We start from the raw sequence: 13,620 nt of genomic DNA, 5'->3' as shown, positions 1-13,620 counted from the left end.
TCAGATTCCCATTTCTTTAAGGTAGAACTTCAGTGTTTCGAGCACGTTGGACTTCACGTTGATGAAGTTCGTGATGCCTTGCGCTTCCAGCTCAGGCGTCGAGGCCGGGGCACCGGCCACCACCAGAATGGCCTTGCCGCCCAACAGTTCCTTGACCTTCGGTGCGACTTCGGCGTAGTCGTCGTCCGACGCGCAGACCACGACGATTTCGGCTTTCGACTCCAATGCTGCGGCCACGCCCTCCTCGATCGACTTGAAGAACGTGTTGTCCTGCACGCGGATGCCGGCGCAGGCAAAGAAGTTGCACGAGAACTGCGCGCGGGCACGGGCCATGGCCAGGTTGCCGCACGTGAGCATGAACGCCTTGGGCTGCTTGCCCGACCGGTCGACATGCAGGCGCATCTCCTCGAACGCCATGGCACCGCGATAGGGAACGAGCACATTGCCCTCGGCTTCCTTGCGGGCGACGATGTCGGCCGAGATCTCGGCCGGCGCCACCTCCGTGAAGTTGGGGAACTGATTGGCACCCAGCAGAATCTGGCGCCGCGTAGCGATGTTCTTGTCCTTGTTGGCGGCCGAAGCCTTGACCATCCCGACGATGACGCCAGCCTTGTAGGCCTCGGTGTAGCCGCCCTTCTCCTCGATCTCGAGGAAGAGCTTCCAGGCCTCGGCAGCGATCGACTGCGTGAGGTTCTCGATGTAGTACGAACCGCCCGCGGGATCGACCACCTGGTCGAAATGCGACTCGTGCTTGAGCAGCAGCTCGACGTTGCGAGCGATGCGCTTGGCAAACTCCGTGGGAGCCTCGAACGCCCGGTCGAACGGCGTGACTTCCAGCGAATGCACCCCGCCGATGGCAGCCGACATGGCCTCGGTCGTACCGCGCAGCATGTTGACATAGGGGTCGTAGACCGACTGGTTCCAGCGCGAAGTCTCAGCATGGATCATCATCTTGCCAGTGCAGTTCTTTTCAGGATTATAACCCTTGACGATGTTGGCCCACAACATGCGTGCGGCGCGCAACTTGGCGATTTCGAGGAAGTAGTTGGACGAAACGCTGAACGAGAAGCGCAGCTTGCGTGCGGCCTCGTCGATCGTCAGCCCGGCATCCATCAGACGCACGAGGTAGTCGTGCCCGGCCGAGAGAGCGAAAGCCAGCTCCTCGACGATGGTGGAACCCGAGTTGCCGAAAATCTGCGCCGAGACGCTCACAATGCGGATATGCTTGTACTCCTTGGTTTTGCGGATCAACTCGACGATGCGGGCGAAGCACTCCTTGCCGTCGGGCGAGCAGAAGTCGCCCTTGGACGAAAGGCCCTTGACCAACGGGTCGATGCAAAACATGACGTGCGCATCCTCCTTGGCCAAGCCCTCCTTTTCGATTTTCGCCAGCACGAGGTCGGCGACATGGCCCATCTTCTCGCCGCAGAACACGAGGTCGACGGCCGGCAGGTGGATGTCGCGCAACAACATGTCGAGGTCGGCAGCCGAGAACTCGGCCTTGGCCACGTGGAAGCCGAGCGAATCGACGCCCGAACCGAGCAGTTGCAGCGCCTCGGCATTGGCCGCCGCAGGATCGGCGACGGTTACCGTCTGGTGGATGCGCCAACGGTTGTGCGCATGCGTACCGCGCACGTAGGGGAATTCGCCTGCCTGCGAACCCAAAAACCGCAGCCCTTCGAGGTTTTCAGCGCGGTAGTAAGGACGGACGTTGAATCCCTCGCCCGTACGCCACACCAGCTTGCGTTCGTAGTCAGCACCTTTCAGGTCAGCCGTAATCACCTCTTCCCACTGCGCGGTAGGCACCGCAGGAAATTCGGCGAACAGCTTTTCTTGTTTGGTATTTGCCATAACTATTTATAGATTAGTAAAAGTTCCCTTCAAACAGCACGTAAAGGTATAAAATAATTGGCAAATGCGAGAATAAATTGTTAGAAAAATAACAACCGAAGAAATCGCAGGTCCGAATTATCGGACGCCGCACCCCGAAAAGATTCGACCTGCTGCCGGACGACTGTCGGGCGAAAGAAAAAGCACCCGAAAAACCAGCAAAAAAGTATGCTTGTCTGCCAAAACACACCAACCGCGAAATTCCCCGGTATGTCGCGGTTTTTCGAGCCGTGCAAGCCACGCCCCGACGGAGACCGCAAGTGCAACCCGCAGGCAGCGCAGCCGAACAAAAAGAGGGAGATTACTGCGGATAAGCATAAAAAAAGACTCCGGAAACCGGAGTCTCAAAAAGTAAAGCAACCGTGAAAATCGGAGCGGAAAACGATATCCAAAAGCAGCAGATCGCGAACTTCCGTTAAAAGTATTTTCCGCGCAGATCCTTGATCTGGGCCATATCCTGGATCACGGGGAGTACGAACTGTTGTGCCATGCTCTCGGCCATAGCCTGCGCCCGCACCTTCTCGGCTTCGGGCGTCTGTGCGTCGCCATGCTGAACCTCGTCGACCTGGAAGACATAGACTCCGGTCAAGCCCTTGACGGGAGCCGAAACGCAGCCCGGCTGCCCGCAAGCAGCGATCGCACCGATCAAACGCGGCTCCATGCCCACACCGTCGATATAATAGGAATTGAATCCGACCTTCTCGAAATCAGCGACTTCCGTGCCGAGACTCGCGGCCTGCTCGTCGAGCGAGGCGCCGGAAAGCTCCTTGGCAATGAAGTCGAACTTCTTGTCGCGGAGCAACTGCGCACGGATGCGGGTGGCCACCTCCTGAACGGGGGTATATTCTTCGTTGTCGATCTTGGTCAAGACGGCGACTACATAATCCTTACCCACGGTAAAAATCTCGGAAACATCGCCCGGCTTGGCTCCATAAGCCCAACGGGCGACATCGCGCGAATCCTCCAAACCGCCGATCGTACGCTCGCCCTGGGTCAGAACGGCGACACGCGGCGTCAACGCAGCGGCCGAAGCGGCATCGTTGAAAGCCTGGATCGAAGACTTGGCATTGACCGAGAACGAAAGGGCCTGGTTATGCAGATCGCGAACCGTAGCGGCCGAAGCCTCGACGGGATAAGTGATCGACGCGATCTGCACATGCTTGACGGGCCGGCCGGCACGGTAAACCTGCAAAAGCTGAACGGCATCGCCGGACAAGACCTTTACCACATCGCCCTGCTTGGCCTTGGCGAGCGCCTCGGCGAACTCGCCGGTAAAGGCGGAGAAAGGCAGCACGCCGACCTCGCCGCCGTTGGCGGCCGTCTGGTCATGAAGCGAATATCGGGCGGCGAGTTTGGAGAAGTCGGCGCCCTGGCGGATAACGCCCAACAAGCTGTCGGCCAACTCCTCCTGGGTATAAGGCAAGACGATATGGCGGATGCCGAGCGAATCGGGCGCCATCTTGGAATCGAGCACGCGGGCCATCGTCCACTCGTTGTTCTTCAACACGGGGCCGTAGGTTTTGCCAGCCATCAGAGCAACGGCCTCCTCGTCGGTAAGCTGGGCGGCCGAAACATAATTCTCGGCAATATGACCGCGACGGTCGGCACGCACGAAAGTCCGCAACGGTTCGGCCACGGCGAACTTGGCTCCCACCTCCTCGACGTTCTTCTCCAAAGCCAACAGATCGTCGTCGGTAGGCTCGACCTCGAAGACAACATAGGACAACGACCGCGAAGGAGACTGCCGGTAGGCATTCTTATGGCTCTTATAATAAGCCTTGATCTCGCTGCCGGAAACCTTGACGAGCGAATCGGGCACCTGCGCATACTTCTTGCCGATCCATTTGCCGGAGAAGGTGTCGTTGGCAGCCTTCGTACCGAGGGCCACCTCCAGCGAATTGACATAGACGCCGCCGCGCACGAGACCGAGGTACTTCTGAAGCGCACGTTCCAAGCGCGCCTGGTCGTTCAGCTCCTCCCACACGGCAGCGGCCTGCGGATCACTCTCGGCCCGGGCCAGGAATTCGCTCACGGCCTCCACACTATACAAACCGGTACGGGGATCGGCGAACGCATTGTAGAAGACAGGCGACATCGCCTCGCCGCGGATCATGGCCTGACGCTCGGCATCGGAGACCTGCAAACCGGTTTTGGCGAAACCGGGCCGGAGCACATGATCGGCCACGAGCGACTGCCATGCCGCGTTGGCGAGCATGGCGGCCTGCTGCTCGTCGCTCTCCTGAGCGCCCGACTGCGCCTTGACCTGCTCGTAACGGTCGTAATATTCGGAATAGTTGATCTTCGTGCCGTCGATGACGCCGACTTTCGGGTCGTTGCCCGAGAAGCCCATTTCAGTCTTCAACGAGAGGATGAATGCCAAGAGGGCGAGGGCAATGATGATCGAAAGCACGATGCCGAACTTGGTACGTAAGGTGTTTAAACTTGCCATATGGAATGTAAAATTATTGTTGTTTGCAGAAAAATGAAGTCCCAAAAACACTGCACGCCGGACGCGGCACCGGAGAATCCCCGATCTGGCCGGAATGTTCCTACAAAGATAATGAATTTATTCTGAAAAGCGCTGTCCCTCTACAATTTTTTAACCCTTGCCAACTCGATCCTCGACCGTGTGGTGCGGAGCATGCGCAGCTGCAAGTCGCCGATGACGATCGTCTCGCCGGCAGTGGGAATGCCCTCGTAATGGAAGATGATGAACCCGGCCAGGGTGTCGTACTCCTTGCTCTCCTCGATGCCGAGGGCATATTTTTCGTTAAGATACTTGACTTCGAGCCGGCACGAAAGGACATATTCGCCGGGGCCGACCTGCTTCTCGGTCAGATCGGGAACGTCGTGCTCGTCCTCGATCTCGCCGAAAATCTGCTCCAACACGTCTTCGAGCGAAATGACGCCCGCCGTGCCGCCGAACTCGTCGATGACGACAGCGATGTTCGACCGATGCTTGATGAAATTCTGCAACAGCAGCTGCAAAGGCATGGTCTCGGGGACGAAATTGACCTGCATGATAACCTGCCCGATATGCTCGGGCCGCGTAAAGAGACTCTTAGAATTGACGTATCCGACGATATTGTCGATGTTGCCGCGCCAGACGAAAATCCGTGAATATTTCGTATCGGCGAAACGGGCCGTGAGCTGCTCGATGGAGGTGTCGTCGGCATCGACCGCCTCGATATCGACTCGCGGCACCATGCAGTCGCGCACGCGCAAGTCGGCGAAATCCAACGCATTCTGGAAAAGTTTCAGCTCGTGGTCGGGATCCGGCCCCTGCTCGGAAGAACCGGTGTCGAGCAACGCGGCCAGGTCGTCGCGGCTGAACGAAGGCTGCACGCTCTGTTCTACGACGGATTTGCCGAACAGCCGCAAAATACCGTGGGAAACGAGCGTCGTCAACCGGGCAACGGGATACAGCAAAAGGTAGAACACGTAAATCACGGGCGCAAAAGCGCGGTAGTAAAAATTGGGGTTGTTGCGGAAAACGGATTTGGGCAAGAACTCGGCGACGAAGATGATGATGAGCGTGGAAACGCCGGTCTCGATGGCCACCGACCCTTGACGGGCGACATGCTCCCACCCCAAGGCGAAGAAGAGCGTCCGCAGCAACACGGACATGTAAAGCGAATAGATGACCAACGCGATGTTGTTGCCGACAAGGATCGTCGTGATGTACTGTCCGGGATGCCGGGCGAAAATCTCGGCGATGCGATCGAACAGCCGGCTCTGCTTGCGGTCGATCTCCAGCTTGAGCCGGTTCTTGCTGGTAAAGGCGATCTCCATGCCCGAAAAGAAAGCGGACAGCAACAACATGGAGAGGATCAATACGATAGAAGTGAACATGGCTGAAAACTATACGCAATTCAAGAGATCGTATTATTCGAGCAGTGTCGTTCCGGCATGCTGCCCCTCGGAAGACTCCCGGTCGATATGCCCCTCGGGAATCCGCTCCTGGGAAAGGCCGGCAGCCGGAATGGGCAGCAACTTTTCGACCTTTTCAACGGGCCGCAGCCGGGCATCGAGAGAAACGGAAGAGGTCTCACGAGGGGCCTGCGACGCCCCTCCAGCGCTCCCGGACAAAGCTCCGGGCGCCGGCCCTTTGCGTGCGGCAGCCGTCTTGCCTGCCGGAGCGTCGACATCGACAACATGAGATGGCGCGAGACGACCGGGCGAACCAACAACGCCGGAATTCCCGACCCCGGATGCAGCGGCAGAAGCCGCAGACTGCGGAGCGGCGGGCCGACCATCCGAACGGCTGTCCGGCGCCCCCGACGAAACAGAATCCGACGGTGCGACGTCCACCTCCATACGCCCCTTCATGCGACGGAAACGCCAATCCTTGAACTCCTCGTCGGACTCGAAACCCTCGCCGATGAAGACGTCGTTGCCGCCGCTCTGGACGATCTTGGAGTCGACGTTGGAATAGATCTTTTTCGTACGCTCATTCCAGAACAACTGCTGGGTATACAACTTTTTACCATCGGACTTTTCGACGACGACATCCCCTTTGGCCTCCCACAACCGGCGTTTCTCGTAGTAGATGGCATAGTTGGCGGTCAGCACGCCGTCGACCGACGACAACGAATCGTCTTGGTAGGTCGTGATCTTGACCCCCTTGCGGAACTCGCGGTAAGGCTCGCGGGCCTGGGAATAGCCCTCCATCAAGGGAGTGACAAAGTGATACGAACGCCGCCCGTTCTGCGAATTGACGATCGAAAGGTTCTCGCTGTACTCGGTCATGAGCGTCTCCTCGGCCGCAGCAGCGTCCTTATCGGCATCCCCGCAGGAAAACAGCAAGATAGCACTCCCCAAAACGGGAAGTGCTACCGAAAGGTATCTGGTCGTGCGGACGAACATCTCCTGCAAGCGGCCGAAGCGATTAACGGAACCGCACGGTGGTGGCTACGCCGGCAGCCGTACCGCAGGAAACCGTATAACGTGCGCCCTCCTGCAACTCGTTGAAGAAGCACTCCTCGGAAGTCGGGAAGCGGTTGCGGAACGACGAAAGCGACGTCTTGGCGGGGGCTATATACTCGGAGTCGGAGGGAAGCAGCTCGATAGCCCGGGCCATCGTGTCGTAAGCTGCCCAGAAAGCGGCCTGCCCGGCGAATCCGCCGCACTGGCCGGCCGAGACGCCATAGCACTGCGCCAACACGAAATAAGGCACGCCGTCTTCAGGATTGAGGTCGCGAGCCGAACGGGCAGCCGCAGCGGCACCCGGAATGTGGTTGGCGACCAACTCGACCAAGGCGATGCGGACATAGAGCTTCTGCTGCTCGACGGGATCGGTCTCGGTGGCCAGCGCCTCATTGAGGTACTTGGTAGCCTTGGCGTAATCGCCCTTGTTCTGGAACGCCTGCGCCAGGAACATGGCGGTCTCGGAAGAGGGCTTGACCTCGTAATATTTCTCGGCGATGGCAAAATAGAAATCGCCGTCGCACTTGGCACGCGACATCAAGGCCACGGCCTGGGCGAGCAAAGCCTCGTCGTCGGGCGCATTCTCCAACTTGGTGCGGAACAACTTTTCGAGGTTCGCGCAGCTTGCGGCGCCCGAGAGACCGAACGCAGCATCGAACTGCGACTTGTACTCGCCGGCATTCTCGCCGAAGAGGGGCGAGAGCCGGTCGTACTCGGCGATGATCTCGTCGGGCATTACCTCGTCGGTATTCTTGTAGTCCTCGCAGAGGTTGCTGAAGTAAACGGTTACCGTCTCGGGATCGGTGTCGGCACCTCCGGCAGCGATGGCATCGCGGAAAGCGCTGCGGATGCCGGCACGGTCGTTGGGCAGGTAAGTGAGATACTCGCGGGCCTTGCGATCGAGGATATAGGCGGTGCCGCGCTTGGGGTGGCTGCCGAAATACTGGTTGCGCAAATCATACATCCACAACAACGAATCGACGTAGGCTTTCTTCTCGGCCAGACTCTTGGCGCGGTTGATCTTGTTCTTGTAGACGACGGCGCCGCGGACGTAGATGTTCTCCGAAGCATCGGGGCATGCCTCGATCAACTCGCGGAGATGCTGGGCAGCGGCGTTGTAATCCTTGTTGTCGCAAGCTTCCTTGAGGAAGTTGCTGTTGAGGATGTTCTTCTCGCGTGCTTCGGGCGTATCGCCCCATTTGGCATACTGCGGACCGCTGAAGTCTTGCTGGGCCGATACGGAAACGGCGCAGAACGCAGCAGCGGCAACGAGGATGAATCTAACGTTTTTCATTGTTCAGAAAATTTATATGTCGTAAAATTTATCGGTTAATCATACTTGGGCCGGACGAACCAATATTCTCCGTTCTCCGAACCGGCGAACAGCGCGAAGCCCACGGCGAACTTGAAATACTGCTGCCGCACCAGTCCGACCCGCTCGGCGACGTTGAACCCGCGGTTGCCGTACTCGAAACCGACGTCGACCGAAGAAGCGCCGAGAAAACGCACCGGGATGCCGAAGCCCACGGTAACGGCATACTGGTGGAGCCGGCGGCCGCCGAACGTCTGGCTGTAATCGCCGTAGCGGAAGCCGGCGCGATAAGACCAGCGCTTCATGAAACGCCGCACATCGTAACGGTTGGGCACGAACTCTACGCCGACCTTGAACGTGCTGGTGTTGGCATAGGCGACGTCGAAGCGTCCGCCTCCGGCGCCGGCACCGGTCGAGACCGCGTCCTGATTGGCTCCGCCCCAATTCTGATAGACATAATCGAAGCCGAACGTCCATTTGGGCGTCTGGTAGTAAACGCCGGCGACGAGCTGCCGGGGCAGCACCAGCTTGAGATCGGCTTCCTCATCGATGACGGTCGTGCCGGAAAGATCCGAAGTGTAGACCTGCGTGCGATGGCGGGGCCGCAGATCGCCGCCCACATCGAACGTGGCGCCGAACGTGAGGACACGGCGGGAATTCATGATGGCGTCCCACTGCACGCCGACCTGTCCCTTGAAACTGGAAATGCTGTATTCGCTCTGCCCGACGATGGAATTGAACGCACCCTCGCCGGTAATCGACGAGAACGTCGCTGTATAGGAACGGTCGATCTTACCCCAATAATACTGCGCGGCCAGACCGATGGAAAAGTGCTTGGCGACCTCCCACCCGACGCCGAGCTTGACCTCGGTAACGTCGCCCTCGCCCTGATAGGTATACTGCACAGGGCCGACATTGCCCCAAACGGGATCGCCGGGATCGAACTCCCTGAAGAACTTGGTGCGGTAACCGACGGAACTATAAGGAGCGAGACTCACGCCCAGCCCCAACTTGCGGGCCAGAGGAAACTGCACGGCAATGTCGTGGAAATTGAACGTATTGTAAGCCGACTTCTTGGCCACGCCGTTGTCCGACTGGGAATTGTAGTAATTTTGTCCTTCCAGGCCGAAACTGAACAAGAAACTTTTCTGCGGCACGGCACTGTAAGCGGCGGGGTTGAGCGTGTTGACCATGCCGGGATTGCGCATGGCGACACCCACGCCGCCCATCGAACGCATGGGCAGCGTACCGGGCGTGTTGACCTCGCCGATGCCGTACATGGTGTAGGGCGAAAAGGCGTTGATGCTGCTGGTCTGCGCTGCAAGGCCGGCGGGCAGAAGAAGCGACAACGCTGCGACGACCGCTTTATGGAAGGTGTTCTTCAATGACATTGAACTCTAAAATTCGATCCAGTCCGCAAAAGACGGGATTCCGATTTGCAAATATCGTATTTTTAATTCTTTTCGCAAAGTATTTCGCATCCCCGCCGGTAAAAATTACGCACGGATCGTCGATTTTCTGCCGCATGCGCGCGATGTACCCCTCGATCTCGAAGACGATCGACTGCACGACGCCGGACTGGATGGCCCGGACGGTGGTGCGTCCGAACAGCTCCGGCTCCGCCCCGGGCGCCTCGCACAAGGGCAAGGCCGCCGTATGCTCGTGCAAGGCCCGGAAACGGGAGCGCAGTCCGGGCGAGATGCACCCGCCGCAGAAATGCCCGTCGGCAGAGACGAAATCGACCGTCACGGCCGTACCGAAGTCGACGATCAGCACGTTGCGGCCGGGCAGAATCGCCGCAGCACCCACGGCAGCGGCGAGCCGGTCGCGCCCCAGGGTATCGGGCGTGAGGTAATCGTTGACCAGAGGCACGGGCGTCCGGGGCGTGAACTCCAGGCAACGGCCGATCCGCCGCCGAAGCGCAGCGACGACCCCGGCGACCTCTCCGCGGGTGGACGAGACGATGGACTTCGAAATCGGATAGGCCCGGCACAGCTCATCGACGATCGTTACGGAAAACGTTTCGCCGCACCGCTCGGCGACGCATTCGCCTTCAGCCATAACGGCGCACTTGACCAACGTATTGCCTATGTCGACGATCAGATTCACAACTCGCGCAAAGTTTTGTAGGCCGCTTCCACATCTTTGATGTTTCTAACGGTCATGGCCAGGCGATTATTGTGCTGCTTGAGCACGAAACGCTCGGGATGCTGCGTAACGGACTTGAGCAGCTCCATGAACGTGTCGCTTTTGTAATAGGGCGAGTTCTCCTCGCCGACGAAATGGACGATCATCAACCCGTTCTTGACCTTGACGCGCTCCATGCCCAGACGGATGGCCTCCCAACGCAGCCGCACCACGTCGAGCAGCTCGCAGGCAGCACGCGGCAGGGGGCCGAAGCGATCGACGAGCCGGTCGGCGAACGCCTGCAATGCCTCCTCGTCCTGGGTGGAGTCCAGCTCGCGGTAGAGTTTGAGCCGCTCGGCCTGCTGGGCCACGTAAGTGTCGGGCAGGGCAGCCTCGACCTCGATGTCGATATGCGCATCGTCGATGAAACGCATCCGTCCGACCACCTCCTGCTCCGGGGCGGAAAGTCCGGCAACCTGCAACCCCTCGGCCCGCAGCTCGGCGATGGCCTCCTGCATGATCTTCTGGTAGGTCTCGAAGCCGATGTCGGCGATGAATCCGCTCTGCTCGGCGCCCAACAGGTTGCCGGCGCCGCGGATGTCGAGGTCTTGCATGGCGATGTTGAAACCCGACCCCAGATCGGAGAACTCCTCGATGGCCCTCAACCGCCGCCGGGCGTCGGACGAGAGCAGCTCCTCGGGCGGCGAGAGGAGGTAGCAGAACGCCTTGCGGTCGGAGCGTCCGACCCGGCCGCGAAGCTGGTGGAGGTCGCTCAACCCGAAATTCTGGGCGTTGTCGATGATGATGGTATTGGCATTGGGGATGTCGATGCCGTTCTCGACGATGGTAGTCGAAAGCAAGATGTCGAACTCGCCGTAGATGAAGTCCATGATAAGTTTTTCGAGCTGCTCGGCGGGCATCTTGCCGTGGCCGACGCCGACGCGGGCCTTGGGGCAGACGCGGGCGATCAGCCCCTGGATCGAGAGCAGGTCTTCGACACGGTTGTGGACGAAATAGACCTGCCCGCCGCGCGCCAGCTCGGCCTGGATGGCGTCACGGACGATCTCCTCGGAGAAGACGTGCGACTCGGTAACGATAGGCTGCCGGTTGGGCGGCGGCGTGGAGATGACCGACAAGTCGCGCGACCCCATCAGAGAAAACTGGAGCGTACGCGGAATAGGTGTGGCAGTGAGGGTAAGCGTGTCGACCGAGACGCTCATCTGCGTGAGCTTCTCCTTGGCGGCGACGCCGAACTTCTGCTCCTCGTCGATGATGAGCAGCCCCAGGTCGCGGAAGACAATCTGCTTGCCCAACATCTTGTGCGTGCCGATAAGGATGTCGATGCGCCCGGCGGCCAGCTCCTCGCGGATGCGGGCGACTTCGCGGGCCGTCTTGGTGCGGTTGAGATACTCGACCCGCACAGGGAAGTCGCGCAACCGTTCGGAAAACGACCGGTAATGCTGCAAGGCGAGGATCGTCGTCGGAACGAGCACGGCGACCTGCTTGCCGTCGGATGCCGCTTTGAACGCGGCACGGATGGCGACCTCGGTCTTGCCGAAACCCACGTCGCCGCAGACGAGCCGATCCATAGGCTGGTCGGACTCCATGTCTTTCTTGACGGCCGCGATGGCGGAGTGCTGGTCGGGCGTATCCTCCCAACGGAACGAGGCCTCCAACTCGTGCTGCAAATAGCTGTCGGGCGAGAAAGCGAAGCCCTTGGACGCCTTACGCTTGGCATAGAGGGCGATCAGCTCGCGCGAAATATCCTTGACAGCCTTTTTGGCGGCGTTCTTGAGTTTCTGCCAAGCACCGTTGCCGAGCTTGTAGATCTTGGGCGGTTCGCCGTCGCCGGCCTTGTAACGCGAAATGCGGTGAAGCGAATGGACGTTGACGAAAAGCACGTCGCCATCCTTATAAACCAATTTGATGGCCTCATGCTGCTTGCCGCCCTCGTCGACCTTGACCAGTCCGTCGAACCGCCCGACGCCATGGTCGATATGGACAACGTAGTCGCCGGGCCGCAGGCTGTTCAGCTCGGCGACGGTCATCTGCTCGTCGCGCTTGATCTCGCCGTTGATGCGGTAGCGCTGGTAGCGGTCGAAAATCTGGTGGTCGGTATAGAGGCAGAGCTTCAGCTCGTTGTCGACGAATCCCTCGTGCAACGTAATGGCCAGAGAACGTACGACGGCCTGTCCGCGTCCGATCTGGTGGAAGATGTTTTCGAGCCGCTCGACCTGAATGCGGTTCTCGGAGAGAATATAGGTTTCGTATCCCCGCAGGGCGTTGCGGATCATGTCGTCGGCGAGCAACTCGAAATTCTTGTTGAACTTGGGCTGGGGCGACGTGGAGAAACGCACCTCGGCGGAAGCGGGACGCTCGGGCAGGCTGTTGCGCAGAAAGAGCAGCCGGCTCTGCACCAGGTCGCCCAGCAACCCGTTGCGGCTGGTCAGCAGGCGGTCGATCTCCTCGGGATGCTCCATGTCGCCGAGCGCCTTGCGGCGCACGTCGTTGACCTTGCGCAGCACGAAATCGGGATCGAAAAACCAGAAAGACGCCTCGCTGCCGACGAACCCGGCCAACGAAACCCGCGACTGTCCGGCCTCGGCGCCGTGGAGATCGGGAACGATGGCCACATGGGACAACTTCTCGGACGAGAGCTGGCTGGAGATCTCGAAACGCCGGATGGAGTCCACTTCGTCGCCGAAGAAATCGATGCGGAACGGCTTGCATTCAGAGAAAGAAAAGACATCGACGATACCGCCGCGCAGAGAATACTGCCCCGGCTCGAAGACGAAATCGACACGCTCGAACCCGGCATCGACCAACGCCTGCTGCAACACCTCGATGGAAATCTTGTCGCCGACACGCACGTCGATGGTATCTTGCTGCAAGGTCTGCCCATCGGCGACCCGCTCGGCGAGCGCCTCAGGATAGGTGCAGACAACCAAATAATCCTGCCCGTCGAAACTGCGCAAGGCATTCAAAGCCGCCGTGCGCAGCACGACGCCCTGGGCATCCTCCGAACCGTAGGCAACCGACCTTTTCCAAGAGGAGGGGAAGAAGAAGACGCGCCGCTCGTCGAGCAAGGCATAAAAATCGTTCAACAGATAAGCCGCAGCATCCCGATCCTCGGCCACGAAGACATGCACACCGCCGACCCGGGCGACAGCCGCAGCGGCATAGAACGGAAGCGCCCCGCCGACCAACTCCTGGAGATGGACGGCGGCGCCCCGGTCGCTCAACCGCCGACACAGCGTCCCGAGCGCCTGCGACCCTGCGGCGAACTGCGCTATTTGCTCGCGGGAAGAGACCATGAATGAAAAATGGAGAGCGGAAGACCGGCATCACGACTCCGACACCCTGCC

8 protein-coding genes are annotated in these 13,620 nt (G+C 59.6%); all 8 read right to left on the bottom strand.

The window, feature by feature from the left end:
- Complete coding sequence (locus QZ298_RS03275) at positions 1 to 1,851, bottom strand: methylmalonyl-CoA mutase family protein (RefSeq protein WP_296005303.1); 1,851 nt, start codon at positions 1,849 to 1,851, stop codon at positions 1 to 3.
- Between the two features lie 454 nt (positions 1,852 to 2,305).
- Positions 2,306 to 4,339, bottom strand: a complete 2,034-nt coding sequence (locus QZ298_RS03270; RefSeq protein WP_296005302.1) for a peptidylprolyl isomerase — start codon at positions 4,337 to 4,339, stop codon at positions 2,306 to 2,308.
- Positions 4,340 to 4,479: 140 nt separating this feature from the next.
- Entirely contained in the window at positions 4,480 to 5,742 is a 1,263-nt protein-coding gene (locus QZ298_RS03265; RefSeq protein ID WP_296005301.1) for a hemolysin family protein, read from the bottom strand.
- 33 nt (positions 5,743 to 5,775) lie between these two features.
- Positions 5,776 to 6,756, bottom strand: coding sequence for an LPS export ABC transporter periplasmic protein LptC (gene lptC, locus QZ298_RS03260; protein WP_296005750.1), 981 nt, complete (start codon positions 6,754 to 6,756; stop codon positions 5,776 to 5,778).
- Positions 6,757 to 6,778: 22 nt separating this feature from the next.
- Positions 6,779 to 8,110: an enzyme of heme biosynthesis gene (locus QZ298_RS03255; RefSeq protein ID WP_296005300.1), complete on the bottom strand. Its 1,332-nt coding sequence runs from the start codon at positions 8,108 to 8,110 to the stop codon at positions 6,779 to 6,781.
- A 35-nt stretch (positions 8,111 to 8,145) separates the two neighbouring features.
- Positions 8,146 to 9,519 (bottom strand): hypothetical protein, encoded by a 1,374-nt coding sequence (locus tag QZ298_RS03250; RefSeq protein WP_296005299.1) that lies wholly within the window; start codon positions 9,517 to 9,519, stop codon positions 8,146 to 8,148.
- On the bottom strand, positions 9,494 to 10,237 hold the full coding sequence (locus tag QZ298_RS03245; RefSeq protein WP_296005298.1) for a type III pantothenate kinase: 744 nt from the start codon (positions 10,235 to 10,237) through the stop codon (positions 9,494 to 9,496). Before QZ298_RS03245 ends, QZ298_RS03250 begins: the two co-directional genes overlap by 26 nt.
- On the bottom strand, positions 10,234 to 13,569 hold the full coding sequence (gene mfd / locus QZ298_RS03240; protein ID WP_296005297.1) for a transcription-repair coupling factor: 3,336 nt from the start codon (positions 13,567 to 13,569) through the stop codon (positions 10,234 to 10,236). The genes QZ298_RS03245 and mfd overlap by 4 nt, the downstream gene beginning before the upstream one ends.
- Positions 13,570 to 13,620: the final 51 nt, after the last annotated feature.

Source organism: uncultured Alistipes sp. (genome assembly GCF_910580175.1).
Classification (GTDB): domain Bacteria; phylum Bacteroidota; class Bacteroidia; order Bacteroidales; family Rikenellaceae; genus Alistipes.
This window is presented reverse-complemented; position numbering and strand designations above follow the sequence as displayed.

Coding starts and splice junctions, on each gene's coding strand:
- QZ298_RS03275 (WP_296005303.1), bottom strand. CDS start 1,851: ATGGCAAATACCAAACAAGAAAAGCTGTTCGCCGAATTTCCTGCGGTG.
- QZ298_RS03270 (WP_296005302.1), bottom strand. CDS start 4,339: ATGGCAAGTTTAAACACCTTACGTACCAAGTTCGGCATCGTGCTTTCG.
- QZ298_RS03265 (WP_296005301.1), bottom strand. CDS start 5,742: ATGTTCACTTCTATCGTATTGATCCTCTCCATGTTGTTGCTGTCCGCT.
- lptC (WP_296005750.1), bottom strand. CDS start 6,756: ATGTTCGTCCGCACGACCAGATACCTTTCGGTAGCACTTCCCGTTTTG.
- QZ298_RS03255 (WP_296005300.1), bottom strand. CDS start 8,110: ATGAAAAACGTTAGATTCATCCTCGTTGCCGCTGCTGCGTTCTGCGCC.
- QZ298_RS03250 (WP_296005299.1), bottom strand. CDS start 9,519: ATGTCATTGAAGAACACCTTCCATAAAGCGGTCGTCGCAGCGTTGTCG.
- mfd (WP_296005297.1), bottom strand. CDS start 13,569: ATGGTCTCTTCCCGCGAGCAAATAGCGCAGTTCGCCGCAGGGTCGCAG.